We start from the raw sequence: 24,357 nt of genomic DNA, 5'->3' as shown, positions 1-24,357 counted from the left end.
TCATCGCCTAGGAGCAGGTCATGGCAGGACTCGCCGTCGACGGCCTCGTCTCCGGCCTCGACACGACGTCGCTCATCAACTCGCTGATGACCGCCGAGTCGCAGCCCCAGACCCTCCTCAAAGCCAAGGTCACTTCCACCCAGAGCACCATCACGGCGCTCCAGGGTCTCAACTCTCAGGTGGCGGCACTCGCGACCGCCGCGACGTCGGCCAAGTCGGCCACCTCGCTCTCCCTCTTCACGGCGACGAGCTCGTCGACCGCCGCGACGGCAACAGCCGGAACGTCCGCGGCCGCCGGTTCGATCGAGTTCACGGTCGGGTCCGTGGCGCAGGCGAAGACGGGGGTCACGGCGGCCCTCTCGACGTGGCCCGCGGATCCTGCGAAGCTCACCATCGTCTCGGCCTCGGGCAAGTCGTTCGACATCTCGGCCGCGTCGACATCGCTCGACGACGTCGTCACCGCCGTCAACGGTTCGGGCGCGGGAGTCAAGGCCGTCAAGGTCTTGTCGGGCACCGCCGCCGACGGCACCGCGCAATATCGCCTCCAGTTCACGTCGCAGACCACCGGTGTCTCGGGCGGATTCGACGTCTACCAGGGCACCGCCACCGACGTCGCGTCGGGCACGGCCACCAACCTGCTCACTGCGCCGGGCGCCGCCGTCACCAAGCCCGCGCAGGACGCCAGCGTCACCCTCTGGGCCGGCACCAGCGCCGAGCAGACGGTCACGTCGAGCACCAACACCTTCAGCGACCTGCTTCCCGGGGTCGCCGTCACGGTCAGCAAGACCTTCGCCGATCCGGTCACGATCACGATCGGGCAAGACACCGCCGCCGCGTCGAAAGTGGCCTCGAGCCTCGTCGACGGTCTCAACGGCGTCTTCGGCCTCATCTCGACCAAGAGCGCCATCGTCAACAGCACCGACTCGGCCGGCAAGGCCATCGTGTCGGGCGGACCGTTCACCGGCAACAGCACGATCCGGAGCGCCAACCAGTCGCTCATGGACGCCGCCTCCCTGCCGATCGACGGAAAATCGCCGTCGCAGATCGGCATCAGCATCACCCGCTCGGGCACGCTCGAGTTCGACGCCGACAAGTTCGCCGCAGCCATGGCCGCCGACCCCGCCGGCACCCAGGCGATGTTCTCGACGTTGACCGCCCGTGTCGCCACGGCTGCGAACCAGGTCTCCGACAAATACAACGGCCAGCTGACCAGCGTGATCACCGGCCAGCAGTCGCTCGTCACCTCGATGAGCAAACAGGTCGACGAGTGGGATCTCCGCCTCACCGACCGCCGCGCCTCGCTCGAGAAGCTCTACTCCGCTCTCGAGGTGCAGCTCTCCAACCTCCAGTCGCAGTCGTCGTCGCTCACGTCGTCGCTTGCGAACCTGCCGACCTACAGCTAGGCACGCCATGACTATGACCTTCGGCGCCGCAGCCAAGCAGCGCAACGCTTACGGCCGCGAGGCAGTCCTCTCGGCCACGCCCATCCGGCTCCTCACGATGCTGTACGACCGCCTCCTGCTCGACCTCGGTCGTGCCGAAGCGGCACAGAACCAAGGATCCTGGGCCACCGCCTCTGAAAACCTCGTCCACGCCCAGGCCATCGTCTCCGAGCTCACCACGTCGCTCCGCGTCGAGCTGTGGGAGGGCGGCGTCGAGCTCCAGGCGCTCTACACCTACGTCTCGGTCGCCCTCGTCAATGCCAACGTGCACCGCGACGTCGCGCTCACTCGTGAGAGCATCGTGCTGCTCGAGCCGCTCCGGCAGGCCTGGCACGAAGCCGCCGCGCTCGTTCCCGCCGCACCGGCCGCATTCGGCGGGAGCCTCGGAGTTGCCTAGGTCAGACGAGACCCGCGCCGCCTGGCTCGAGGCGCTCGCCGAGATGGAAGCCGTCGCCGGCGCTTCGGGTGACGGCACCTTCGTGCCCCCTCGCACTCTGGCCCGGCCCGTCGCCGACCTCGGACCCCTCCCGGCTGAGCTCGCCGACCGTGCCCGCGAGGTGCAGCGGGCGCAGAAGTCGGCCATCGAGCGCGTGCTCGAGGCCCGCCGATCGGTGTCGAAGCATCTGGCGGCGCTGAGGTCGGTTCCGCCCGCGCGCGAGACCGATCGGGCTGTCTACCTCGACGCGACCGGCTAGCCCCTTTTGGCGCGACGCGGGTCGCAGAGCCGGGCCTGCGACAAGCTCCGGCCGTCCGGCTTTGCGACCCGCGCCACGCCGACCTTTCTGGCGCGACGCGGGTCGCGAAGCCGGGCCTGCGACAAGCTCCGGCCGTCCGGCTTTGCGACCCGCGCCGCGCCTGGCTCTGTGGCGACCCGGCCGGCAAATTTGAGAGCGATCCGAGGCGGGCCGCTATATCTGCGTGCAACGGGTGTGACTGAGAGGCCGGATCGCTCTCAAATTGGCGGGGCGACTCGACGAATAGGATGGACGCATGGACTGGACGACGCTGTGGATGCAGATCGTGTCGCTCGCGATCGCCCTCATCAACTCGCAGCTCGCCCGCAGTAAGGGCCGCTCCGGCATCGTCTGGTTCTTCGTGTCATTCCCGCTGGGGCTGCTGGCGACCGTGCTCATTCTGGTGTGGCCGCGCCCACGGCAGAGCTATTTTCAGGCGCTGCGGGCGGGCTGGTCGAAGTCGGCTAGGTGACTTCGGGTGTGCATGGTCGTGCCGGATCCTGCGCCCGCTTGCCCATCATCCCGACCAGCCGGTGACTGCTGCATCGAATGCCGCCGGGTCACTCCAGACCGCGTGTGACACGAGTATTCTGTGTGCGCCTAGCTTGTGGACGACGTGTTCGTCGACCGGTGTGACGACGAAGTGAATTAGCCCTCGGCGCCAGGCTTCGATCAGAGCCGCTGAGGGGGTCTTGGAGAGGTTATAGTCAACGGCGGCTTCGATCCCGTCCATCCATTCGTGGAATGACGTCAGCTCGTCGGGGCTGAAGCGATCGCTCCAGGGCGCGGGGGTTCTGGCGACGTGATCCGCATACGCGGCAGCGAGACCTTCTTTACCGTCGAGTTTCAGATCGCGATCGTCGAAGAAGCAGATCGACGACAGGCGTCTGGTCCACGCTTCTTGCCACTGGGGTGTTCGAGCCGCCTCACCCTCGATCAGCTTCGTGAACAGGAGGGCTGAGAAATCGGGGTCGGCCGCCTCGACCGTGAAGTGCATTTCTGGCGGCCAGGATGAGGGCTCGCTGGGTGTCACTGGGGCTAGCTCCGTCGCTCAGGGAATCTCACCGAGATCGCTATCGGCGTCGCCTTCCCCGTCTGGGCAGGCACGGCAACCCTAGAACGCAGATGTTTAAAATGTCAATACTTGGTCAGTGACGAGCCGGTTGGTCTCCGCCTGCAAATTTGCGAGTGATGTGCGGCGACGCGCCCGCAATCGCGGCAACGGCTGTGACTGAGCGGCCGGATCGCTCTCAAATTGGCGGCCGGGGGCGGCAGGCGAGCGACCCAGGAGGCCAGGCCCGAGCGCCAACTAGCGGCGCGTCGACCAGAGCGACACGGCCACCAGCACGGGCTGGAAGACGAGGCGCACGGCGCGCTTGCGGTCGGTGTCGAGCCCGAACGCGTCGGTGCGCGTGACGAGCTGCGAGATATTGCCGGGGAAGATCGCGGTGAAGAAGGTCGCCGCGAGGTTGCCGACGGCGTGGCGCTTGACGCCGGAGACGAGCGCCGCGCCGAGTGCGATCTCGACGACGCCGGAGGCCAGCACGACCTGGTCTTCGGTGAGGGGCGTCTTGGCGGTGAGCCAGGTGGGCACCTGGGCGCGGAACGCCTCGCGCGCCGAAGTGAGGTGGGTGGTGCCGGCGAAGACGAGGGCGCCACCGAGGGCAAGGCGGGCGAGGGTGCGGGGAACAGACATGCAGATAATTCTGCCGCACACCACGCGATGCCTGGCAAACCGCCCGCTGCCAGCCCAGCCCCGGCCATCTAGCCCCCGGCCATCCAGCCCCGGCCAACCCGGCCCCCGCCCCCCTGACCCCCGAAGACGGGGGCGCCTGAATCCGCAGACCTCCTAACGCCACCCCGGCCCGAGTCGATAGAGCAACGTGAGCACGGATCGCTCACTCCTCAGGCCACGGATCGGCCGCCTCTCCCTGCTACTTGCGAAGCGAGCAGACGTGCTGGAATCCGTGACCTCCCGAGCTCTCGAAAGCGCCCTCGACGGCCTTTCGATGCGCCAGAAGGCGATCTCGAACAACATCGCCAACATCAACACCCCCGGCTACACGGCCGAGCGGGTGTCGTTCGAGGACGCGTTGAAGGCCAGCGTCGAGAAGGGCAACGGAGCGACGACCGCCACGATGGCCCGCTCGCTCGAGCCCACCAACGAGAACGGCAACAACGTCAATCTCGACACCGAGACCCTCAGCAACACGACCACCGTGCTGCAGTACCAGTTCGCCGCGCAGGCCGAGAACAACGTCATCACCAGCGTTCGCGCCGCCCTGAGGACCAGCTGATGGGCATGTTCGACGCGATCGGTATCGCGAGCACCGGCCTCACCGTCCACCGCAAGTTTATGGACGCCATCTCCGACAACATCGCCAACGTCAACACCGTCAAGCCGATGTCGGGCGCCGCTTTCCAGGCGCGCTACGTCGAGGTGCAGGAGGGCGAGGGCGTCTCGGGCGTCTACGTCAAGGCGGCCGCGTTCGGTTCGGCCGAGGGTCGGGTCACGTACTCGCCCGACGACCCGCAGGCGGACAAAAACGGTTATGTGCGCATGCCCGACATCGACCTCGGCACGCAGATGGCCGACCTGATCATGGCCCAGCGCGGCTACCAAGCGAATGCAGCGGTCGTCGACCGCGCCAAGACGAGCTACGAAGCAGCTCTCCAGATCGGACGCAACTAATGCCCATCTACCCCGTCTCCGGGACTTTCCCGACCGGCTCGACCGCCCTGAACTCCGGTGTCGGCTCCGTCGGCGCCACGCAGGACGCCTCGGCGATCAACGGCCTCGACGCCACCCCCACCACGGGCGCCTCGAGCTTCGGCAACGTCATCGACGGCCTGCAGTCGCTGCAGGGTCAGTCGCAGGATCTCGCGGTCAAGGCCGTCACCGGGTCGCTCGACGACGTCCACACCGCCACGATCGCCGCCACGCGTGCCCAGGTCACGATGGAACTCGTCGCGGCCGTCCGTAACAAGGGCGTCGACGCGTTCAACGAGATCATGAGGATGCAGGCCTGATGCCCCCCGCTCTCCGCTCCATGCTCACCGGCCTCTCCGACCGGATCAAGGCGTTCACCGTCGCCCAGCGCACGCTCGCGATCATCGGCGTGGCCGTGCTCGTGCTCGGCTCCGTCGCCCTCACGTCGTTCCTCACGAAGCCGTCGTACACGCCGCTGTTCACCGGCCTCGCCGCGACCGACGCCTCGGCCGTGGTCGACCAGCTCACCACCGACGGCGTTCCGTACCAGCTCACCGACGGCGGATCCACGATCCTCGTGCCGCAGTCGCAGGTCTACTCGGAGCGCCTCAAGGCCGCGTCGGCAGGCCTCCCCGCCGACAACACCGGCGGTTACTCGCTGCTCGACACCATGGGCGTCACCTCGTCGGAGTTCCAGCAGAACGTCACCTACAAGCGCGCGATCGAGGGCGAGCTCGCCAAGACGATCGGCGCCATGGACGGCGTCCAGGCGGCGAGCGTGCAGCTCGCGATCCCGCAGGAGACCGTCTTCGCGGAGAACACCAAGGATCCCACCGCTTCCGTCTTCGTCCAGGCCAAGTCGGGCGTCACCCTGTCGACCGACCAGGTCGACGCGATCGTGCACCTGACGAGTGCCTCCATCGAGGGCATGAAGCCGACCGACGTCTCGGTCGTCGACTCGAAGGGCGTCGTCCTCTCGGCGGTCGGCACGGGCACGACCGGCAACTCGTCGCAGCAGTCGAGCGACTATGAGAGCCGCGTGCAGGCGAGCGTCCAGGCGATGCTCGACAAGGTGCTGGGCGCCGGCAACTCGACGGTCGTCGTCGCGGCCGACATGAACCAGTCTTCGGGCACGAAGGTGTCGGAGTCGTACGCCGACCCGACGGGCGGGGCGCAGCCCCTCAGCGAGTCGAGCACCAAGGAGTCGTATGCGGGAGACGGCGCTGCCGGATCCTCGGGGACGACCGGTGTGCTCGGACCCGACAACATCGCCGTCCCGAGCGGGTCGGCCACCTCGGGAACCTCGTCGGCCAGCGGCAACGGCTACGTCAACGAGTCGGCCACCAAGAACAACGCCGTCGACAAGACCACCGAGACCACGAACATCCCCGCCGGTCAGCTGAACAAGCAGACCATCTCGGTCGCCCTGAACAGCTCGATCGCCGGCTCGCAAAACCTCACCGCTATCTCGGACCTCGTGTCGAAGGCCGCGGGCGTCGACACCAAGCGCGGCGACTCGGTCAGCGTGCAGGCCGTGTCGTTCGACACCTCGGGCGCGAAGGCCGCCGCCGCCGCGCTGAAGGCCGCCGACGCGCAGGCCGCCAGCGACAGCATGTGGGCGACCATCCGCACCGTCGGAACGATCGCCGCCATCGCGATCCCGCTGCTGATCGCGCTGTTCCTGCTGACCCGCAAGGGCCGCAAGCAGGAGCGCGAAGACATCGACCTCGGCGAGATCTCGTCGGTCGCCGGCACCTGGCCGGGCGAGGCCGAGACCCAGTCGATGGCTCTCGCCGACGCCGAGCGCCGCCGTCTCGAAGCCCTCTCGGCGAGCAACGCCCCGACCGTGCAGCTGCCCTCACTCGCCCCCGAGGGAGCCACGATGGAGCGCAAGCGCGCCGAGATCGACGCCCTCGCGGCCAGCGACCCCGACCGCACGGCCGAGCTCCTCCGCGGCATGCTCGAAGACAAGCAGACCGTATGAGCACCGCAGTCAAGCCGGTCGAGCTGACCGGGGCGCAGAAGGTCGCCGTCATCCTCATGCAGATGGATCAGGCGCGTGCCGCCACGGTCATGCAGAAGTTCAACGAGACCGAGGCCGACGAGATCACCGCCGAGCTGGTCAAGATGCGTCGCGTCGAGTCCAGCGTGGCCGACACGGCCGTGGGCGAGTTCCACGAGCTGTCGACACAGGGCCGGGTCACTCGCCGTGGCGGCCGCGACTTCGCGGTCGGGCTGCTCGAGGCCTCGTTCGGATCGGAGCGTGCCGCCGGCGTCATGGAGCGTCTCGCCTCGTCGATGGCCGGCAAGTCGTTCGAATTCCTCGACGCCGCCGACTCCGGTCAGCTGCTGACCCTGCTCGACAGCGAGCTGCCGCAGACCATCGCGCTCGTGCTCGCGCACCTGAAGGCCGACCAGGCCTCCGCGGTGCTCGTCGGGCTCGACGTCTCGCTCCGTACCGACGTCGCCCAGGCCATCGCCACCATGGGCACCGCGACCCCCGAGGCCGTCGGCATCGTCGCCCAGACGCTGAAGGTGCGGGCCGGCGCCGTCGTCGCGCCCCGCGAGCAGGTCGAGGCCGTCGGAGGCATCCAGCCGCTGGTCGAGATCATCAACCGCTCCGACGCCGCGACCGAACGGATCCTCCTCGAGGGTCTGGAGGCGCGGGATCCTGCGCTCGCCGAAGAGGTGCGCTCGCGCATGCTCACCTTCGTCGACATCGTCAAGCTCGACCCACGCGACGTCCAGCAGGTGCTGCGCGGCATCGACGCGGCCGTGCTCGCGATCGCCATGAAGGGCGCGCCCGAGGCCGTCACCGAGGTCATCCGCGGCAACGTCTCGGAGCGCAACCGGGAGCTGCTCGACGACGAGATCCGCGCCGCCGGCCCCGTCCGTCTGTCGCAGGTCGAAGAGGCCCGCGCCTCGGTGGTCAGCGCGATCCGCGAACTCGAGGCCCAGGGCGCGATCACTGTGCAGCGCGGCGACGAGGAGGCCCTCGTTGAGTAGCGACACCCTGTTCACCCGCGTCGCGTTCCCTGTGCTCCGCAACCCGCTCTCGGCGGCGCGCGAAGACGAGGCCGCTCAGCGCGGCGAGGCCGCCGGGTACGCGGCGGGGCTCCGTGCCGCCGCGGCCGAGACCGCCGCCCTCCGCGAGGCCCTCGCCGCCGAGCAGGCCGCCGTGATCGCCCACGCGAACGCCCGCGCCGATGCCGCCATCGCCGTGCTCCACGCAGCCACCGCCGCCATCGACGCCCGTCAGGCGGCCCTCCGCACCGAGGTGCAGCAGACCCTCCTCGCCACCTCCCTCCAGCTCGCCACCGCCGTGATCGGCTACGAGCTCGACACGAACCCCGAGTCGACCGTCGTCGCCGCGCTCACCCGCGCGCTCGCCGAGGTCGATCCCGCCGACGTCGTCTCGGTGCGCCTCAACCCCGCCGACCTCTCGCTGCTCGACGGCCAGGGCGATGCGCTGGGCGTGCACCTCGTGGCCGACGCCTCCCTCGCCCGCGGCGACGCCCGCGCCGACCTCACCGCCGGGTTCATCGACGCCACGCTCAGCTCGGCGCTCGACCGTGCCCGCCACGAACTGCTCGGGGGCGCCGCGTGACCTTCGCCGCGTCGACCCTCCTCGCCCCCTCGCTCGACGTCGCCGCCCAGGTGCGTGCGGCCTCGCGTGCGGCGCGCCCGCTGCGCGTCGGCGTCGTGTCGAGCGTCGTCGGCCTGGGGCTCGGCGTGACGGGCCTCGACTCGGCTCTCGGTGAGGTCGTCGCGGTGGGCGAACCGTTCGTCGATGCGTCCGGCCAGCGTGTCGAGCGCCTGGCCGAGGTCGTCGCAGCGACGGCCGACGGGGTGCGCTGCATGCCGCTCGGTCCGCTCACGGGTGTTCGCGCCGGAATGGCCGTGCGCCCGACGGGCCGCCCGATCCTCGTCCCCACCGGCCGCGGCCTCTTCGGTCGCGTGATCGACGGACTCGGCCGTCCCCTCGACGGCAAGGGCCCGCTTGACTTCGACGAGCTCGTCTCGATCGACCACGCGACCCCGAACTCGATGCAGCGCGCCCGCATCGACACGCCCCTCCAGCTCGGCGTCCGTGCTCTCGACACCCTCACCACGGCCGGCCGCGGACAGCGTCTCGGCCTCTTCGCGGGCTCTGGCGTCGGCAAGTCGTCGCTGCTGTCGATGATCGCCCGTGGCACCGACGCCGAGGTCAGCGTCATCGCCCTCATCGGCGAGCGCGGCCGCGAGGTGCGCGAGTTCCTCGAGGACGACCTCGGCCCCGAGGGGCTCGCCCGCTCCGTCGTCGTCGTGTCGACCTCCGACGAGCCCGCCCTCATGCGCCTTCGCGCCGCGTTCGCCGCCACCCGCATCGCCGAGTCGTTCCGCGACGGCGGCTCCGACGTCGTTCTGATGATGGACTCGCTGACCCGCGTCGCCATGGCTCAGCGCGAGATCGGACTCTCCGTCGGCGAACCTCCCGCCACCCGGGGCTACCCGCCGTCGACGTTCTCGACGCTCGCGAACCTCCTGGAGCGCGCCGGCACGGACGTCACCGGCTCGGTCACCGGCCTCTACACGGTGCTCGTCGATGGCGACGACCACAACGAGCCCATCGCCGATGCCGCCCGCTCGATCCTCGACGGCCACGTCGTGCTCGACCGGAAGCTCGCCGTCACCGGGCACTTCCCGTCGATCGATGTGCTCGGCTCGATCTCGCGCGTCGCGTCGAAGGTCATCTCGCGCGAGCAGTCCGCCGCCGCCAAGCACCTTCGCACCGTCATGGCCGCTCGCAAGTCGGCGCAGGATCTCATCGACGTCGGCGCGTACCAGCCGGGCACCAACCCGCTCGTCGACGCGGCGGTGGCCCACCAGGGCGAGATCGACGCGTTCCTGCAGCAGAGCATGGACGACCAGACGCCCGCGGCAGACGCGTGGGCGAGGCTGGAACGGCTCGCTCGGATCCTCGGCGGTGCCCTGTGAAGCAGTTCTCTCTCGCCGGGCTGCTCCGCGTCCGTCACGCCCAGCAGCAGAAGGCGCTCGCCGAGCTGTCGGAGGCGAACCGAAGGATCCGCGACGTCGCCGAACGCCGTGCCCGTGTGGAGCGCACTCTCGTCGACGCCGCCGGCTCCAAATCCATCGTCACCGATGCGGCCACCCTCATCGCGGTGGCCGCAGCACGCGCCTCGACCCGCAGCATGATCGCCGAGCTCGACGCCGTGGCCGACGCGCACCGGATCGAGGCGGCCGAGGCGCAGTCCGAGTTCAACGGGGCCCGGGCCCGGTCGATCGCCCTGGAGAAGCTCGAGGAGCGACACACCGCGCTCGCCCTCGCCGAGGAGCTCCGCGACGAGCAGCTCGCCCTCGACGAGATCGCCTCGAACAACCACCGTCCCAGCCAGTTCACCGCCCGTGAGGGGGAGCAGTCATGAGCGTCACGGACGTGATGACCCGGATCTCGCAGATCCAGAGCACCATCGCCCAGATCCAGTCGGGGGAGTTCTCCACCTCGTCGAGCACGTCGTCGACCGACAGCGCGTCGACGTTCGCGTCGGCGCTGGCGTCGGCCAACGCCACCACCGGCACGACGGGTGCAACTGGAGCGGCAGCAGCGACGTCCGCGGCCTCCACGACCGGCCTCGATTCGACAGCCGGCACGAAGGCGACCCCTGCCAGCCCGACCGGCGGCCTCGTCGACAACGGCGTCACCGGCGACGACATCGTCGCCGACGCCAAGAAGTACCTCGGCGTGCCCTACGTCTTCGGCGGCACCACGACCTCCGGCATGGACTGCTCGGGCCTCGTCCAGACCGTCTTCAAAGACCTCGGAATCACCATGCCGCGCGTGGTGCCCGACCAGGCCGAGATGGGCGTCAAGATCCCCGATCTCGCTCACGCCAAGGCCGGCGACCTCATCAGCACCAAAGACGGCGGCCACATCGTCATCTATCTCGGCGACGGCAAGATCCTGCACGCGCCCCGACCCGGCAAGGACGTCCGCATCATCGACAACTACCTCAAAGACAGCGACATCGGCGAGATCCGGCGCATCGTGCCGTCGACCGCATCGGCGTCGGTGTCGGCGGCGTCGACCGCGAAGGCGACCGGTTCGCAGTCCGACCTCGTCACGGCGGCCCTCCAGCAGCTCATGGCGTCCGGAGCCTCCGCGTGAGCCCCGCTGTCGCCGACCTGCTCGGAGCGCGCCCCGCCTCGTCGCCGTCCATGCCCTCGCGGTCGTCCGGTTCGCCCGCCTCGGCGTCCGCTTTCGGCGACGCGATGCACGCGCAGGATCCCTCGACTCCCGCCCGCGAGCCCGTCGCGCCCCGCACCGCTGCCGCGCGTTCGCCGCAGCGCGACACCCGCGACCCGTCGTCGCAGGGCGGCTCCGGTTCCGACACGACGCCTGCCGACCCTGCGAGCCCTGCCGCTGCCGCCGACGCCGCTCCGGTGGGGGATGCCTCGGCGGCCCCGGCCTCGCCCGTGTCTGCGGTACCCCTGTCTGGCCTGCCCCTTTCGGCGCTTTCGCTCGTCGCGGCACTTCAGCCGTCGGCCGTGCCCTCTTCTGGCGCGACCACGCCGTCTGCGACCACGCCGTCTGCGACCGCGTCGGCTGCGACCGCGCCGGGCGCAACGCTGCCTGCCGCCCTGGCAGCTCAGTCCTCGCTCGCTACTGCCACTGCCACTGCCTCTGCTGCAGTACCGCTCGGCGGCGCGCTGGCCGAACCCGCCTCCGTCGTGGCCGTCTCGCCATCCCCGGTCGCACCGACGCCGACGGCCACCTCGTCGGCGGCGTCCGCTCCGGGAGCCCCACCAGCAGTAGCACCGACTGCCGACCTCGCCCCGGCTGCCATCGCCGCGGCGCCGGTCGACCCGGCCGCGCCCGCTACGGCACTGCCCACGGCGTCGCAGCTGCCAGCCGCGCTGGTCGCCGGCACGACGCCTCCTGGCTCGAGCATGCGCCCCAAATCGGAGTCGACGACCGCGGCCGCCAGCGGTAACGCGAAGTCCAGCTCGGCCACCGGGCTCGCGGCGGGCGCGACCACCGCTGCGCCGACTACTGCAGTCCCGACCACCGCAGCGACGACCACCGGCCCGGCAGCCGCCGTCCAGCCGGCTGCGACTCAGGCCGTCTCCCCGGCCCTCGCGTCATCCGTCGCAGCGACATCGGGCGCGGCGAATGCTCCGACGGCGGCCACCACGCCGATCGTTCGCACCGTCGCCGCACCCGCGCTCGGCACCGAGGCTCCTGCCGCCGCACCGTCCGGTGCTACCGCGACCGCGGCGCAGCCGACCGTCCCCGACACCGCCGCGGCCTTCGCTGCTGTCCAGGCGCCGCAGGCCCCCGCCCCGGCCGCGACCACGACCGCCACCGCGGTCGCCGCAGCCCCGGCCCAACCCGCGACCCCTCTGCACACCCAGCTCGCCCGGCCGGTCTTCACGCTCGCGGCCGCGGGTCACGGCGAGCACGTCGTGACCGTTCAGGTCAGCCCCGACGCCCTCGGGCCGGTCACCGTCCGAGCCCACGTGGGTGCGGAGGGGATGAGGGTCGAGCTGTTCGCGCAGTCGGACGCCGGTCGAGAGGCGGTCCGCGGGATCCTCGGAGACCTTCGCCGCGACCTGCAGTCCGCCGGTGTCTCGTCGACCGTCGACCTGTCGAGCCAGAACCAGCCGCAGCAGGGTCAGAGCGCCCTCGGGCAGGGGCAGGGTCAGAGCCAGGCCGGCCGCGGCCCGCGCACTGACGGATCGGCGACACCTGCCGATAGTGAGAACGAAGAATCTCCGTCGAGCGCACCTCGTGTGCACTCGACCTCCGCCACCTCCATCGACGTGATGGCCTGAAAGGACTGAACGAATGGCACTCGAAGGCATCACCGGCACGGTTACGACAAGCGTGCCCGCCTCCACCACCGCGACGTCCCGTGCGCCCAAGCAGTCGATGGACAGCGAGATGTTCCTGCAGCTGCTGGTCTCGCAGCTGAAGAACCAGGATCCCTCCAGCCCGATGGACACCAACGCCATGATCAGCCAGACCACTCAGCTGGCGATGATGGAGCAGGTCACCAACAACACGACCACCGGCAACGAGAACTTCTCGCTGCAGATGCGCATCTCGGCGGCGAACCTCGTCGGCAAGCAGGTCACCTACGACGACGGGACCGGCACGCAGGTGTCGGGCACGGCCTCGTCGGTCTCGTTCACGGGCACGGTTCCGACTGTCAGCGTCGGCGGCAAAGACATCCCGCTCGACTCGATCTCGGGCATCGTCGACAAGACCTCCGCGGCGGCCACCACGCCGTAGACCCCCTTCTCAGTCGCGAACGACGACCTCGACCAGCGACGCGCGACCGGCGGCCTCAGGGCCCCGGCGCCACAGACACCGAACACGACGGCTGCCACGGATGGCGACCGGCTTCACGGCCACGGAAGGCCGCACCACTTCACACTTCCTTCCTCCCTCTTTCTTCTCGAAAGGCATCCGCCATGCTCCGCTCGCTCTACTCCGGCATCGCCGGCCTCCGCGCACACCAGACCATGCTCGACGTCACCGGCAACAACATCGCCAACGTCAACACGGTCGGCTTCAAGGCGTCATCGACGGTGTTCCAAGACACCCTCTCGCAGATCACCCACGGCGCCGGCGGCGCCCAGGAGGGCCTCGGCGGCACGAACCCGGCGCAGGTGGGCCTCGGCGTGCAGGTCGCCGGCATCACCACCAACTTCTCGCAGGGTTCGGCCCAGGCCACCGGCAAGGCGACCGACCTGATGATCTCGGGCGACGGATTCTTCGTCACCCGCAATGGCAACGAGAGCGTCTACACCCGCGCCGGCTCGTTCGACTTCGACAGCCAGGGCCGCCTCACCACCACCGACGGCAAGATCGTCCAGGGTTACCCGGCGACCGACGGCGTCGTCAACACCAACGGCGGTCTCGCCGACATCATGCTCCCGGTCGGCGCGACGTCGGCCGCTCAGGAGACGACCACCGCGAAGGTCGCTGGTAACCTCCCGGGCGACGCGGCCAACGGCACCGTGATCACCCGCGACGTCGACATCTACGACAAGAAGGGCACGAAGCACACGCTGACGCTCGACTACACGAAGACCACGGCCGGGTGGAGCGTCGCCGGAACCGACGGCCAGGGCAACACCGGCACCACGAACCTCGCCTTCGTCAACGGCAAGCAGACCACCTCCGGCTCGCTGACCGTCGGCGACATCACCGCCGACATGTCGAGCCTTACCGGCTTCGCCACCCTCTCGACCGCCGCGATCTCCGACGTCGATGGTCGCCAGGCCGGAACGCTGAACGGTTACACCATCTCGGCCGACGGAACCCTCATCGGATCCTTCTCGAATGGCACCACCTCGAAGCTCGGCCAGCTCGCCCTCGCGACGTTCACCAACCCCGCCGGCCTCGAGAAGGTCGGCAACTCCGGCTACGTCGTGTCGTCGAACTCGGGAGCACGCACCCTCGGCGCCCCCGGGCAGCCGGGCCGCGGCGCGCTCGCCGGCGGCACCCTCGAGATGTCGAACGTCGACCTGTCGCAGGAGTTCACCAACCTGATCGTCGCCCAGCGCGGCTTCCAGGCGAACGCCCGCATCATCACCACCTCCGACGAGGTGCTCCAGGAGCTCACGAACCTCAAGCGCTAGCCGCTCCGCTCGGCCTGACACCGGTTTCAGTCGTCGACACCGCCCTTCGGTGGTGTCTTCGCCTGAAACCGGTGTTTTTGCGTTCCGAAGAATTCGGTGCACGACCACCTAACGCACCCCCGCCCCCGGCCGATAGTGGGTAGTGAGCAGCACAGGACGTGCGCTCCCCGGAGCACGGATGCGCCGGGAGACACAGACCTAGGACGGGCCGATGATCGTCGTCACACGACTCAATGACAGTCAGTTCGCGATCAATCCCGACTTGATCGAGCGAATCCACGAAACCCCCGACACCACACTCGTGATGGTGGACGGCGCGAAGTTCATCGTGACCGAGACGATGGCCGAGGTCATCGACCTGGTCGCCCGGTACCGCTCGCGCATCGTCGCACTCGCCTACGACGACCAGCCCGTCGCGCAACCTGTCGCCCGCCAAGCCGCGCAGCCTGTCGCCCGCCCGGTCGCACAGGCCGCAGCCACCAGGAGCTCCGCCACCCGCCCCGCCCTCGGCCTCGTGACCGCCGGCGCGTTCGAGCAGAACGGCGGTCGTTGACATGGATCCCGCACTCCTCATCGGCGCGGTTCTCGCGTTCGGCGCCCTCGTCGGCATGATGACGATCGAGCACGTCTCGATCATGTCGATCTTCTTGCCGGGCCCGCTGCTGCTGGTCTTCGGCACGACGCTCGGCGTCGGCATCGCCTCGGGCGCCCTGAAAGACGCCATCAACTCGTTCAAGATCATCCTCCCGTCGATTCTCGCCAAGAAGGCGAACCCGGCGAAGTCGATCGACGAGCTCGTCTCCATCTCGGAGAAGGCCCGGGCCAACGGCCTCCTCGCCCTCGAGCAGGAGGCGGAGGGCGTCGACGACCCGTTCCTCAAGGGCGCGCTGCAGAGCGTGGCCGACGGCACCGACGCCGACGAGCTGCGCGAGCTGCTCGAAGACGAGATCCAGGGCCGTACGGCTCAGGCTCGCCAGGGTGCGAAGTTCTTCATGAGCATGGGCGGCTACGCCCCCACCGTCGGAATCATCGGTACGGTCGTCTCGCTCACCCACGTGCTCGAGAACCTCTCCTCGCCCGATGAACTCGGCCCGCTGATCGCCTCGGCGTTCATCGCGACCCTGTGGGGCCTCATCAGCGCCAACCTGATGTGGCTGCCTCTGGCCGGCCGCGTCAAGCGCATGATGGAGCTCGAGGTCACCCGCATGACCCTGCTCATGGAGGGCGTGCTCGCCATCCAGGAGGGCACGCAGCCCCGCCTCCTCGGTGCCCGTCTCCGCGCGATGGTGCCGAAGGTCGACCTGCCCGCCGAGGGCAAGACCGTCAAGTCGACCAAGGTCGGCGACAAGGAAGACATCGCGGCATGAGTGCCCGCCGCAAGAAGGCTCACGCTGAGGAGCACGGCGACGATCATCCCGACGAGCGCTGGATGGCCTCGTACATGGACATGATCACCGTGCTCATGTGCCTGTTCATCGTGCTGTTCGCGATGTCGAGCGTCGACGCCAACAAGTTCGCCGCGCTCAAGGAGTCGCTCGCCACCGGCTTCGGCCAGACCAAGTCCGAGACGGTCGACACCGCCTCCGGCACGATCGTGAAGGCCGCCGACGCCACCAAGGAGGGCGAGGGCTACTCCGCCTCCAAGACCGACGCTAAGACGGCGACGGCGGCGAGCGGCACCGACTCCACGAACAGCGATGCCGCAGGATCCGGCCAGGCCGCCGCAAAGGCCGCCGCCGCGGTCCCTCAGACCAAAGCTCAGCAGAAGGCCAACACGAAAGCCGCCACCGCCGAGGTCGACGACCTGACGGCGATCAAGAAAGCGATCGCCGCAAAGCTCGCGCAGAAGGGCCTGTCGAAAGACGTCGAGTTCGCGATCACCTCGCGTGGCCTCACCGTCCGGCTGGTCGGCTCAGAGACGTTCTTCGGCTCGAACTCGGCCGACCTCTCGGGCACCGCCAAGCGGGTGATGGACGCGATCGCACCGGTCTTGAAGACCGCGAGCCACAGTGTCTCGGTCGAGGGTCACGCTGACTCGCGAGCGTCGACGGCGCCGTATGCCACCAACTGGGAGCTCTCGGCGTCACGGGCCACCGCGGTGCTGCGCGACCTCGTCGAGCGCGGGGGGATGCCGGGCGAGAGGATCCAGTCGGTCGGCTTCGGATCCTCGAGGCCCCTCGCGAAGGGTGACTCGGACGCCGACCTGGCGAAGAACCGGCGCGTCGACATCGTGGTCCTCTCGAACCAGAAAGACGAGGTCAACGCGCTGATCCCGAAGATCGCAGCGGCCGAGGCGGCGGCCACGGGAGCCGCGCCCACGGCGTCGAAGACGACGGAGTCGACCACCGAGGAGAAGGCGACGTCCACCGAGGCCGAGGGTGGTCATTAGCTCACTCGGCGAGATAATTCACAATCGTGGCTAACGCCCGGCGCGGTCCGGCCGATAAGGGTTTACGTGACCCTCCTCGATCAGACCGCCCCGAGCGTGCTCAAGCCTGCGCCCACGCGCACCGGCTCCGCCCGCTCGATCGAGGTGTACGACTTCCGTCGACCGACGACGCTGGCCCGTGAGCACTCGCGCGTGCTCGAGCTCGGCTTCGAGACGTTCGCCCGCCAGTGGGGCACGCAGCTCACCGCCAAGGTGCGCGTGCTCTCGCAGGTCACCTGCGACCAGGTCGAGATGACGACCTACGACGACTTCGCCGCGTCGCTGCCGGCGACCACGGCGATGGTGCTCTGCCCCCTCGAGGGCGTCAGTGCGAAAGCCGTCATCCAGTTCTCGTCGGCGGCCGCCCTCGGCTGGGTCACCCACATGCTGGGCGGCAACACGCACGCCTCGACCGTGCTGCCCGAGCGCAAATTCACGCCCATCGAGCAGGCCCTCGTGCGCCGCCTGATGGACGACGCGCTCGAAGACCTCCGCTACTCGCTCGGATCCCTCCTCGTCACCCCGATCTCGGTCGGCGGATTCCAGTACAACTCGCAGTTCGCCCAGGCCGCCGCCAAGAGCGACCTCATGATCGTCGCCTCGTTCGAGATCCGCGTCGGCGAGCTCGCCACCCCGGCCACCCTCGCACTGCCCGCCGAGATCCTCCTCCCGCAGCTCGGCGAGACGAACCCGACCTCCACGGCGCAGAACTCCAGCGAGCTCATCGACGCCCAGCTGGCTTCCGTGCCGGTCGACGTCGCCCTGCAGTTCCTCCCGGCGCAGATGCGCCCGACCGCCGTCCTCGACCTCGCGGTCGGCGACCTCATCTCCCTGCCGCACCCCGCGCACCGCCCGCTCGACATGACCGTCGGCGGCATCTCCGTCGGTCGCGCGGCCGTCGGCGCCAACGGCTCGCGCCTCGCCGGCATCATCGTCACCACCGAAGAGAGACTCGCATGACCCCGACCGTCACCGCCCTGCACGCCAGCGCGGCGAAGGCCCTCGCCGGCCTCCTGCCCTCGAGCGTTCCGCTCACGACGCAGATCGTCCAGTCCGCCCCCTACGGCGCCCTCGCCGAGGCCGTCACCGCGACGTTCGTCGGCGACGTGTCGGCCGACTTCGCCCTCGTCCACACCGACGCCTCGGGCATCGCCCCGGCCGGCTTGAACGCCAGCGACCTGCTCCGTCCCGCCCTCGAGGGAGCCGCGAACGCCCTCGGCGCCGGCGTGCTCGGCGACGTCCGCCAGGAAGACGCGCAGGCGCTCGCCGCCGACCCCGACAGCATCCTCTTCGAGCTCACCGACGCCGGTCGGCCGGCCGGCTGGTTCGTCGTGCGCATCCGCGAGTTCGGCGCCGTCAACCCGGGGCAAGGATCCACAGCGGTCCCGTTCCAGGGATCGGTCGCCGACAAGCTCGGCCGCATCAACAACGTCGAGATGGCGTTGACCGTCGAGATCGGTCGCACCCGCATGTCGGTCCGCGACGTGCTCGGCCTCGAGCCCGGCGCCGTCATCGAGCTCGACCGCTCCGCGGGCGCCCCGGCCGACGTGCTCCTCAACGGCCGCCTCATCGCCCACGGCGAGGTCGTCGTCGTCGACCAGGACTACGCCGTCCGCATCACCCAGATCCTCGACCTCGCGGACGGGCAGAACTGACCCGTGGACACCCTCTTCCTGGCCCTTCGGGTCGTCATCTCCCTCGCCGCGGTGCTGGGCCTCCTCTGGGCTATCCAGAAAAAGGTCGCCACCAAGACGGGTCGTGGCGCGAAGCAGGCCAAGCACGTCACCGTGGTCGCCCGCCAGGGCATCTCGGGCAAGGCGTCCGTCGCGGTCGTCGACGTCGAGGGTGTCCGCTACGTCCTGGGCGTGACCGAGCAGTCGGTCAGCGTCATCGGGTCGACCGTGGCGCCGGTCGACGCGACGGTCACGGCGATCTCGGCGGCTCCGGCCGCGGGGAGTGCATTCGCTGCGGTGCTCGAGCAGACGCCGGCGCCGATCGCGGTGCAGCCGGATCCTGAGCCCGTTGTTCTGAGTCCGCGGCGGGCCGCCCGGGCCGCCGCCGCAACGCCGGTCGCTGCCTCGCCGATCGCCGGTTCGATTCTCTCCGCCAGCACCTGGAAGCAGGCGGCGGCAGCCATGCGAACGCAGAAGAGGGCATGACCGCCCCGCTCCGCCGCAGCTCGTGGGTTGCGGCTCCTTCGGCCGCGCCCGGATTCGCCATGACCGCCCTCCGCCTCGGCTTCGAGCACTCGCTCGCCGGCCGCCTGGTCGGAGCAGCCAAGCCCGCCGCTCTCACGAGCCGTGTCGTCACCGCCCGCGATCGCCGCGAGCGCCTCGCCCGCGTGCTGCGCGTCGTCGCCATCGTGATCGCCGTCCTCGCCCTCGTCGTCGGCATCCTGCTGATCACCGCGAACGCGGGCCATGCCGCGCCGGTCGAGCCGACCGCGCCCGTCACCCCGACCACGCCGACCGCCCCGGCGACGACCGGCACCGGCGGCATGTCGGTCAACATTAACGGCCCCGACGGCACGCCCTCGTCCGCCGTCGTCACGCTGCTCGGCCTGACGCTGCTCAGCGTCGCCCCCGCGCTGCTGCTGATGATGACGAGCTTCACCAAGATCTTCGTCGTGCTCGCGATGACGCGGAACGCCCTCAGCCTCCAGTCGATCCCGCCGAACCAGGTCATCGCGGGCCTCGCGCTCTTTCTCAGCCTGTTCATCATGGGGCCGGTGCTGATCCACATCAACGACCTCGCGCTGCAGCCCTACCTGAGCGGCAAGATCGACTTCCAGAAGGCGATCGAGCTCGCCGAGGGGCCGCTCCGCACCTTCATGACGGCGCACACCCGTGAAGAAGACATCGCGCTGATGACCCGGGCCGCCAAGAAGGCCAACCCGGAGAACATCCAGTCGGTGCCGATGCTCACCCTCATCCCGTCGTTCATGATCTCGGAGCTCCGCGCCGCTTTCATCATTGGCTTCGTGATCTTCCTGCCGTTCCTCGTGATCGACCTCGTCGTGTCGGCCGCCCTGATGTCGATGGGCATGATGATGCTCCCGCCGGTGATGATCTCGCTGCCCTTCAAGATCCTCCTGTTCGTGCTCGTCGACGGCTGGGGCCTCATCATCAAGAGCCTGATCGAGAGCTACAACTGATGAACACCACCGGAGTCCTCGACATCGGCGTGCAGGCCCTGCTCGTCGCCGGCAAGCTCGCCGCGCCCGTGCTCATCACGGCGCTCGTGGTCGGATTCGCGATCTCGCTGCTGCAGTCGATCACCCAGATCCAGGAGCCGACGCTCGCGTTCGTGCCGAAGGCCATCGCCGTCGCCATCGCCCTCGTCGTCTGCGGCAACTGGATGATCTCGACCATGGTGAGCTTCACCACGGCGCTGTTCGACCGGATCCCCGGTCTGCTCGGCGGTGGCTGATGGGCTTCGACTTCTCGATGGGCGCGGTCGAGGCGATCATGCTCGCCGGCGTGCGCATGGTGGCGTTCCTCGTCATCGCTCCGCCGTTCTCCTACAAGGCCATTCCGGCGCGCGTGAAAGCGATGCTGTCGGTCGGTCTCGCCATCGCGGTCTCCCCGGCGGTCGTCCCCGGCTACCAGCTGCAGACGACGGGATCCTTCTTCGTCTCACTGGTGCTCGAGGTCGTCGCCGGGGCCGTCCTCGGCTTCCTGGTGTGGCTCGTCTTCGCGGCCATCCAGGCGGCCGGCAGCGCGGTCGACCTCTTCGGCGGGTTCCAGCTCGCCATGGGCTACGACCCCGGCTCGCAGGTCAACGGCGCCCAGTTCACCCGGCTCTTCCAGATGACCGCCCTCGTGCTGATGTTCACCTCGGGCGGCTACCAGCTGATCATCGGCGGCCTCACCCGCACCTTCGACGCCATCCCCGTCGGCGTCGGCCTCGATCTCGCCCACCCCGTGCAGCTGCTGGTGTCGACCACCACGCAGATGTTCCTCTCCACCCTGCAGATCGCGGGGCCGCTCATCGTGGTGCTCTTCCTCGCCGATGCCGGCCTCGGCCTGCTCACTCGCGTGGCCCCGGCCCTGAACGCGTTCCAGCTCGGCTACCCGCTCAAGATCATGATCACGCTCGGCCTCGCCGGCATGGTCTTCGTCGCTCTTCCGCAGATCGTCAACAGCCTCTCGAAGCAGGCCGTCGACGCGATGATGGGGGCGGTGAGCTGATGGCCGACGACAGCGGCGAAAAGACAGAGGACGCCACCGAGAAGCGGATGAAGGAGGTCCACGACAAGGGCCAACTCTCCAAATCCACCGACCTGAGCGCGTGGGTCGGCGTCGGCGCAGCCGTCATCGCCATCCCCGGCGCGATCGACCGCTCGACCGTCGCGGGCCTCCACCAGCTCATGACCCTGCAGGACGTCATCGACGACCCGACGCCTGCGCGCGCCACCGCCGCCATGATGGACGCGTTCTCGTCGATCGGCGGGATCGTCGCCCCGATGCTCGCCATCGTCGGCATCGCGGTGCTCGTCACCGCCGTCGTCCAGGGCGGCATCCACTTCAAGAAGTCGATAATGAAGTTCGAGCACTTCAACCTGCTCGCCGGCATCAAGAACATGTTCGGCCTGCAGGCGCTCTGGCAGGGAGCCAAGGTGCTCCTCAAGACCGGCGTCGTCGCGCTCGTGCTCTGGATGGTCATCCAGAACCTCATGCCCGTGCTCATGACGGCCAACCTTCCGCTGGCGTCGCTGATGTCGGCCGCCGGCGGGGGAGTGTCGTCGCTCGTCGTCGCCGCGGTCGTCGCGGGTCTCGCACTCGGCGGCCTCGACATGATCGTGGTCATGCGTCGCAACCGGAAGAAGACGCGCATGACCAAGAAAGAGATCAAAGACGAGAGCAAGTCGCAGGACGGCGACCCGCTGATCAAGCAGCAGCGTCGCTCGCGGGCCCTCGCAATGAGCCGCAACCGGATGATGTCGACCATCGCCGACGCCGACGTCGTCATGATCAACCCGACCCACGTCGCCGTCGCCCTGAAGTACGAGCCGGGCCGATCCGCTCCTCGCGTCGTGGCAAAGGGCTCCGGCGAGGTCGCCCGCCGCATCCGCGAGAAGGCCGAGGCCGAGGGCGTGCCCATGGTCAAAGACATCCCGCTCGCCCGGGCCCTCCACGCCGCCTGCGAGCTGAACGACGAGATCCCGGTCGACCTCTACTCACCCGTCGCCCGCGTCCTCACTTTCGTCATGGCCCTCAAGGCACGAGGATCCCGCGCAGCGCACGGCGTCCACACCATGCCGGGCGGCACCATCGCCGCCGCACCCGAACCTCCCGCAGCAGCACCCACCACCCTCGTTGGAGCCACCTCGTGAAGAATTTGCCGAAACTCGCAGTCCCGGTCGGCGTCGTCGGCATCGTGATGCTGCTCGTCGTCCCGGTGCCGAGCATCCTGCTCGACGTGCTGATCATCGTGAACATCCTGCTCGCGCTGGTGATCCTGCTCACGACGATGTTCGTGAAGAAGCCGATGGACTTCTCGGTGTTCCCGTCGCTGCTGCTCATCGCGACGCTCTTCCGTCTCGGCCTCAACGTCGCGTCGACGCGCCTCGTGCTCAGCCAGGGCTTCGCCGGCGACGTCATCCAGGCGTTCGGCCACGTCGCCGTCGCCGGCAGCGTCATCATCGGCGCCGTCATCTTCCTGATCCTCGTGGTCATCCAGTTCGTCGTGGTCACGAAGGGCGCCGAGCGCGTCGCCGAGGTCGGCGCGCGCTTCACCCTCGACGCGATGCCCGGCAAGCAGATGGCGATCGACGCCGACCTCAACGCCGGCCTCATCACCGACGAGATCGCCAAGCAGCGCCGGGCCGAGGTCGCCGGCGAGGCCGACTTCTACGGCGCGATGGACGGCGCCTCGAAGTTCGTGAAGGGCGACGCGATCGCCGGGATCCTGATCATCATCATCAACCTCATCGGCGGCATCGCGATGGGCGTCACCACGGGCGGTCTCGCCATCGGCGACGCAGTTCAGAAGTACGGCATCCTCACCATCGGCGACGGTCTCGTCACTCAGATCCCCGCGCTGCTGATGGCCGTCTCGACCGGCATGATCGTCACCCGCTCGAACGCCGAGTCGGACCTCGGCTCGACGGCGTCGACCCAGCTCACCCAGTCGCGCGTCGCGATCACCATCGCCGGCGTCGCAGCCCTCGCCATGGCGTTCATCCCCGGCATGCCGAAGATCCCCTTCATCATCGTCGGCGTCATGCTGCTCGTCATCGGTCAGCGCATCAAGGCCCGCACCGCCGCCGAGCAGGCCAGCGCCGAGCTCGCCGCGCAGACCGCGGCGATCGCGCCCGCCGAGACGACCGACGACCTGCTCGAGCAGATGCGCGTGCACGCCCTCGAGATCCAGCTCGCCCCCGACCTCGTCGACATGGTCTCGGGCGCCTCCGACGACCTCCTCGGCCGCGTCAAGGCGCTGCGCCGCAAGATCGCGATGGAGCTCGGAGTGGTCGTGCCGCCGGTGCGCACCCGCGACAGCGTCGAGCTGCCGCCGTCGACCTACGCGATCCGGATCGCCGGTGTCGAGGCGGGCCGCGGCATCGCCCCCGCCGGCAAGGTGCTCGCTCTCGGCGACTACCTCGACGCGCTCCCCGGCGTCTCGACCGTCGAGCCGGTCTTCGGCCTCGCCGGCAAGTGGATCCCCGCCGAGATGCGCCACTCCGCCGAGATGACCGGCGCGACCGTGATCGACCGCGTCTCGGTGCTCGTCACCCACCTGTCGTCGATGATCTCCGACAACGCGGCCCGCCTGCTCAGCCGCGAAGACGTGCGCGTGCTGGTCGAGGGTGTGAAGACGGTCAACGCGCCGGCAGTCGACGAGCTCATCCCGTCGATGCTGAGCATGGCCGAACTGCAGCGCGTGCTCCAGGGCCTCCTGCAGGAGCAGATCCCCATCAACGACCTCGGCCGCATCTGTGAGGCGCTGACCCTCCGCGCCAAGGTGTCGAGCGACCCCGAGGGTCTGATCGAGGCGGCTCGTGCGGCGCTCGGCCCGGCGCTCGCCGCCCAGTACCTTGACGGCGCCATCCTCCGCGTCATCATGATCGACCCCGTGCTCGAGCAGTCGCTGCTCGAGGGGCTGCGTCCGTCCGAGAACGGCACCCAGATCCTCCTCGACGCGAACCGCATCGAGATGATCCTCGGGTCGCTCAAGGCTCAGGTGCAGAACGTCGAGGCCTCGGGGCTCTCGGCCGTGCTGGTCTGCGCGCCGGCCCTCCGCCCCGCGATCCGCCGTCTCGTCTCGGCCCAGACCGGCGGTCTGCCGGTGCTGTCGTACCAGGAGGCCACGGCCGGCCACGTAACGATCGAGACCGTCGGCGTCGTGCGCGGCGCCGACTCGCTCGCGGCCTGACCCGTGGGCTTCCGGGGT

Annotated in this window: 29 protein-coding genes; 27 read left to right on the top strand and 2 right to left on the bottom strand. The window is 69.4% G+C overall.

The features are described 5' to 3' along the window. Positions 1-20: 20 nt before the first annotated feature. The 4 genes from fliD (at position 21) to EDF39_RS00820 (ending at position 2,648) form a co-directional block, all read left to right on the top strand. A complete protein-coding gene (gene fliD / locus EDF39_RS00835) occupies positions 21-1,403 on the top strand; it encodes a flagellar filament capping protein FliD (protein WP_123939670.1) in 1,383 nt (460 codons plus the stop codon). A gap of 7 nt (positions 1,404-1,410) precedes the next feature. After that, a complete protein-coding gene (fliS, locus tag EDF39_RS00830; RefSeq protein ID WP_055964824.1) occupies positions 1,411-1,839 on the top strand; it encodes a flagellar export chaperone FliS in 429 nt (142 codons plus the stop codon). Next, positions 1,832-2,137, top strand: coding sequence for a hypothetical protein (locus EDF39_RS00825; RefSeq protein ID WP_123939668.1), 306 nt, complete (start codon positions 1,832-1,834; stop codon positions 2,135-2,137). The genes fliS and EDF39_RS00825 overlap by 8 nt, the downstream gene beginning before the upstream one ends. Before the next feature lie 295 nt (positions 2,138-2,432). Further along, a complete protein-coding gene (locus tag EDF39_RS00820) occupies positions 2,433-2,648 on the top strand; it encodes a hypothetical protein (protein ID WP_199726113.1) in 216 nt (71 codons plus the stop codon). A 45-nt stretch (positions 2,649-2,693) separates the two neighbouring features. Here EDF39_RS00820 and EDF39_RS00815 read toward each other — a convergent pair whose 3' ends face one another. Then, complete coding sequence (locus EDF39_RS00815) at positions 2,694-3,173, bottom strand: hypothetical protein (protein ID WP_123939666.1); 480 nt, start codon at positions 3,171-3,173, stop codon at positions 2,694-2,696. A 312-nt stretch (positions 3,174-3,485) separates the two neighbouring features. Then, positions 3,486-3,872, bottom strand: coding sequence for a hypothetical protein (locus EDF39_RS00810; RefSeq protein WP_055964834.1), 387 nt, complete (start codon positions 3,870-3,872; stop codon positions 3,486-3,488). 259 nt (positions 3,873-4,131) lie between these two features. Here EDF39_RS00810 and EDF39_RS00805 point away from each other — a divergent pair, with 259 nt between their 5' ends. The 23 genes from EDF39_RS00805 (at position 4,132) to EDF39_RS00695 (ending at position 24,339) form a co-directional block, all read left to right on the top strand. Then, positions 4,132-4,473, top strand: a complete 342-nt coding sequence (locus tag EDF39_RS00805) for a flagellar basal body protein (RefSeq protein ID WP_055964838.1) — start codon at positions 4,132-4,134, stop codon at positions 4,471-4,473. Beyond that, entirely contained in the window at positions 4,473-4,868 is a 396-nt protein-coding gene (locus EDF39_RS00800) for a flagellar basal body rod protein FlgC (protein ID WP_123939664.1), read from the top strand. Before EDF39_RS00805 ends, EDF39_RS00800 begins: the two co-directional genes overlap by 1 nt. After that, positions 4,868-5,206, top strand: coding sequence for a flagellar hook-basal body complex protein FliE (gene fliE / locus EDF39_RS00795; RefSeq protein WP_055964842.1), 339 nt, complete (start codon positions 4,868-4,870; stop codon positions 5,204-5,206). Before EDF39_RS00800 ends, fliE begins: the two co-directional genes overlap by 1 nt. Next, a complete protein-coding gene (gene fliF, locus EDF39_RS00790; protein ID WP_123939662.1) occupies positions 5,206-6,870 on the top strand; it encodes a flagellar basal-body MS-ring/collar protein FliF in 1,665 nt (554 codons plus the stop codon). The genes fliE and fliF overlap by 1 nt, the downstream gene beginning before the upstream one ends. Continuing rightward, on the top strand, positions 6,867-7,892 hold the full coding sequence (fliG, locus tag EDF39_RS00785) for a flagellar motor switch protein FliG (protein ID WP_123939660.1): 1,026 nt from the start codon (positions 6,867-6,869) through the stop codon (positions 7,890-7,892). The genes fliF and fliG overlap by 4 nt, the downstream gene beginning before the upstream one ends. Continuing rightward, positions 7,885-8,493 (top strand): FliH/SctL family protein, encoded by a 609-nt coding sequence (locus EDF39_RS00780; RefSeq protein ID WP_123939658.1) that lies wholly within the window; start codon positions 7,885-7,887, stop codon positions 8,491-8,493. The genes fliG and EDF39_RS00780 overlap by 8 nt, the downstream gene beginning before the upstream one ends. Further along, positions 8,490-9,863, top strand: a complete 1,374-nt coding sequence (locus tag EDF39_RS00775; RefSeq protein ID WP_370275140.1) for a FliI/YscN family ATPase — start codon at positions 8,490-8,492, stop codon at positions 9,861-9,863. The genes EDF39_RS00780 and EDF39_RS00775 overlap by 4 nt, the downstream gene beginning before the upstream one ends. After that, positions 9,860-10,312 carry a flagellar FliJ family protein gene (locus EDF39_RS00770; RefSeq protein WP_158613103.1) on the top strand — a complete coding sequence of 151 codons (453 nt, stop codon included), beginning with the start codon at positions 9,860-9,862 and terminating at the stop codon, positions 10,310-10,312. Before EDF39_RS00775 ends, EDF39_RS00770 begins: the two co-directional genes overlap by 4 nt. Beyond that, positions 10,309-11,052 (top strand): C40 family peptidase, encoded by a 744-nt coding sequence (locus EDF39_RS17825; protein WP_123939654.1) that lies wholly within the window; start codon positions 10,309-10,311, stop codon positions 11,050-11,052. The genes EDF39_RS00770 and EDF39_RS17825 overlap by 4 nt, the downstream gene beginning before the upstream one ends. Further along, the gene (locus tag EDF39_RS00760) at positions 11,049-12,719 is read left to right on the top strand and encodes a flagellar hook-length control protein FliK (RefSeq protein ID WP_123939652.1); all 1,671 of its coding nucleotides are present in this window, start codon (positions 11,049-11,051) and stop codon (positions 12,717-12,719) included. The genes EDF39_RS17825 and EDF39_RS00760 overlap by 4 nt, the downstream gene beginning before the upstream one ends. Positions 12,720-12,732: 13 nt before the next feature. Then, the gene (locus tag EDF39_RS00755; RefSeq protein ID WP_055964859.1) at positions 12,733-13,179 is read left to right on the top strand and encodes a flagellar hook assembly protein FlgD; all 447 of its coding nucleotides are present in this window, start codon (positions 12,733-12,735) and stop codon (positions 13,177-13,179) included. Between the two features lie 182 nt (positions 13,180-13,361). After that, complete coding sequence (locus EDF39_RS00750; protein ID WP_055964861.1) at positions 13,362-14,534, top strand: flagellar hook protein FlgE; 1,173 nt, start codon at positions 13,362-13,364, stop codon at positions 14,532-14,534. A 211-nt stretch (positions 14,535-14,745) separates the two neighbouring features. Continuing rightward, positions 14,746-15,087 (top strand): flagellar FlbD family protein, encoded by a 342-nt coding sequence (locus EDF39_RS00745; protein ID WP_123939650.1) that lies wholly within the window; start codon positions 14,746-14,748, stop codon positions 15,085-15,087. A 1-nt stretch (position 15,088) separates the two neighbouring features. Further along, positions 15,089-15,901 carry a motility protein A gene (locus EDF39_RS00740; protein WP_123939649.1) on the top strand — a complete coding sequence of 271 codons (813 nt, stop codon included), beginning with the start codon at positions 15,089-15,091 and terminating at the stop codon, positions 15,899-15,901. Further along, positions 15,898-16,923: a flagellar motor protein MotB gene (locus EDF39_RS00735; protein ID WP_123939647.1), complete on the top strand. Its 1,026-nt coding sequence runs from the start codon at positions 15,898-15,900 to the stop codon at positions 16,921-16,923. Before EDF39_RS00740 ends, EDF39_RS00735 begins: the two co-directional genes overlap by 4 nt. A 66-nt stretch (positions 16,924-16,989) precedes the next feature. Beyond that, the gene (locus EDF39_RS00730) at positions 16,990-17,922 is read left to right on the top strand and encodes a flagellar motor switch protein FliM (RefSeq protein WP_233572919.1); all 933 of its coding nucleotides are present in this window, start codon (positions 16,990-16,992) and stop codon (positions 17,920-17,922) included. Next, positions 17,919-18,617 (top strand): flagellar motor switch protein FliN, encoded by a 699-nt coding sequence (gene fliN / locus EDF39_RS00725; RefSeq protein ID WP_123939645.1) that lies wholly within the window; start codon positions 17,919-17,921, stop codon positions 18,615-18,617. Before EDF39_RS00730 ends, fliN begins: the two co-directional genes overlap by 4 nt. Positions 18,618-18,620: 3 nt before the next feature. Further along, positions 18,621-19,121, top strand: a complete 501-nt coding sequence (locus EDF39_RS00720) for a flagellar biosynthetic protein FliO (RefSeq protein ID WP_055964869.1) — start codon at positions 18,621-18,623, stop codon at positions 19,119-19,121. After that, positions 19,118-20,116: a flagellar type III secretion system pore protein FliP gene (gene fliP / locus EDF39_RS00715; protein WP_228513890.1), complete on the top strand. Its 999-nt coding sequence runs from the start codon at positions 19,118-19,120 to the stop codon at positions 20,114-20,116. The genes EDF39_RS00720 and fliP overlap by 4 nt, the downstream gene beginning before the upstream one ends. Further along, entirely contained in the window at positions 20,116-20,391 is a 276-nt protein-coding gene (gene fliQ / locus EDF39_RS00710; protein ID WP_055964871.1) for a flagellar biosynthesis protein FliQ, read from the top strand. Before fliP ends, fliQ begins: the two co-directional genes overlap by 1 nt. Then, the gene (locus tag EDF39_RS00705) at positions 20,391-21,152 is read left to right on the top strand and encodes a flagellar biosynthetic protein FliR (protein ID WP_123939643.1); all 762 of its coding nucleotides are present in this window, start codon (positions 20,391-20,393) and stop codon (positions 21,150-21,152) included. Before fliQ ends, EDF39_RS00705 begins: the two co-directional genes overlap by 1 nt. Beyond that, a complete protein-coding gene (locus tag EDF39_RS00700) occupies positions 21,152-22,297 on the top strand; it encodes a flagellar biosynthesis protein FlhB (protein ID WP_055964874.1) in 1,146 nt (381 codons plus the stop codon). The genes EDF39_RS00705 and EDF39_RS00700 overlap by 1 nt, the downstream gene beginning before the upstream one ends. Before the next feature lie 47 nt (positions 22,298-22,344). Next, positions 22,345-24,339 (top strand): flagellar biosynthesis protein FlhA, encoded by a 1,995-nt coding sequence (locus EDF39_RS00695; protein WP_233573023.1) that lies wholly within the window; start codon positions 22,345-22,347, stop codon positions 24,337-24,339. Positions 24,340-24,357: the final 18 nt, after the last annotated feature.

This window comes from Frondihabitans sp. PhB161, from assembly GCF_003814635.1.
In the GTDB taxonomy this organism is placed as follows: Bacteria; Actinomycetota; Actinomycetes; order Actinomycetales; family Microbacteriaceae; genus Frondihabitans.
This window is presented reverse-complemented; position numbering and strand designations above follow the sequence as displayed.

Bases quoted from the DNA above. Each gene is read 5' to 3' on its own strand.
- EDF39_RS00800 (WP_123939664.1), top strand. From the start codon at position 4,473: ATGGGCATGTTCGACGCGATCGGTATCGCGAGCACCGGCCTCACCGTC.
- EDF39_RS00705 (WP_123939643.1), top strand. From the start codon at position 20,391: ATGGGCTTCGACTTCTCGATGGGCGCGGTCGAGGCGATCATGCTCGCC.
- EDF39_RS00810 (WP_055964834.1), bottom strand. From the start codon at position 3,872: ATGTCTGTTCCCCGCACCCTCGCCCGCCTTGCCCTCGGTGGCGCCCTC.
- fliS (WP_055964824.1), top strand. From the start codon at position 1,411: ATGACTATGACCTTCGGCGCCGCAGCCAAGCAGCGCAACGCTTACGGC.
- EDF39_RS00695 (WP_233573023.1), top strand. From the start codon at position 22,345: ATGCTGCTCGTCGTCCCGGTGCCGAGCATCCTGCTCGACGTGCTGATC.
- fliG (WP_123939660.1), top strand. From the start codon at position 6,867: ATGAGCACCGCAGTCAAGCCGGTCGAGCTGACCGGGGCGCAGAAGGTC.
- EDF39_RS00745 (WP_123939650.1), top strand. From the start codon at position 14,746: ATGATCGTCGTCACACGACTCAATGACAGTCAGTTCGCGATCAATCCC.
- fliD (WP_123939670.1), top strand. From the start codon at position 21: ATGGCAGGACTCGCCGTCGACGGCCTCGTCTCCGGCCTCGACACGACG.
- fliN (WP_123939645.1), top strand. From the start codon at position 17,919: ATGACCCCGACCGTCACCGCCCTGCACGCCAGCGCGGCGAAGGCCCTC.
- fliQ (WP_055964871.1), top strand. From the start codon at position 20,116: ATGAACACCACCGGAGTCCTCGACATCGGCGTGCAGGCCCTGCTCGTC.
- EDF39_RS00820 (WP_199726113.1), top strand. From the start codon at position 2,433: ATGGACTGGACGACGCTGTGGATGCAGATCGTGTCGCTCGCGATCGCC.
- EDF39_RS00815 (WP_123939666.1), bottom strand. From the start codon at position 3,173: ATGCACTTCACGGTCGAGGCGGCCGACCCCGATTTCTCAGCCCTCCTG.
- EDF39_RS17825 (WP_123939654.1), top strand. From the start codon at position 10,309: ATGAGCGTCACGGACGTGATGACCCGGATCTCGCAGATCCAGAGCACC.
- EDF39_RS00700 (WP_055964874.1), top strand. From the start codon at position 21,152: ATGGCCGACGACAGCGGCGAAAAGACAGAGGACGCCACCGAGAAGCGG.
- EDF39_RS00740 (WP_123939649.1), top strand. From the start codon at position 15,089: ATGGATCCCGCACTCCTCATCGGCGCGGTTCTCGCGTTCGGCGCCCTC.
- fliP (WP_228513890.1), top strand. From the start codon at position 19,118: ATGACCGCCCCGCTCCGCCGCAGCTCGTGGGTTGCGGCTCCTTCGGCC.
- fliF (WP_123939662.1), top strand. From the start codon at position 5,206: ATGCCCCCCGCTCTCCGCTCCATGCTCACCGGCCTCTCCGACCGGATC.
- EDF39_RS00735 (WP_123939647.1), top strand. From the start codon at position 15,898: ATGAGTGCCCGCCGCAAGAAGGCTCACGCTGAGGAGCACGGCGACGAT.
- EDF39_RS00750 (WP_055964861.1), top strand. From the start codon at position 13,362: ATGCTCCGCTCGCTCTACTCCGGCATCGCCGGCCTCCGCGCACACCAG.
- EDF39_RS00755 (WP_055964859.1), top strand. From the start codon at position 12,733: ATGGCACTCGAAGGCATCACCGGCACGGTTACGACAAGCGTGCCCGCC.
- fliE (WP_055964842.1), top strand. From the start codon at position 4,868: ATGCCCATCTACCCCGTCTCCGGGACTTTCCCGACCGGCTCGACCGCC.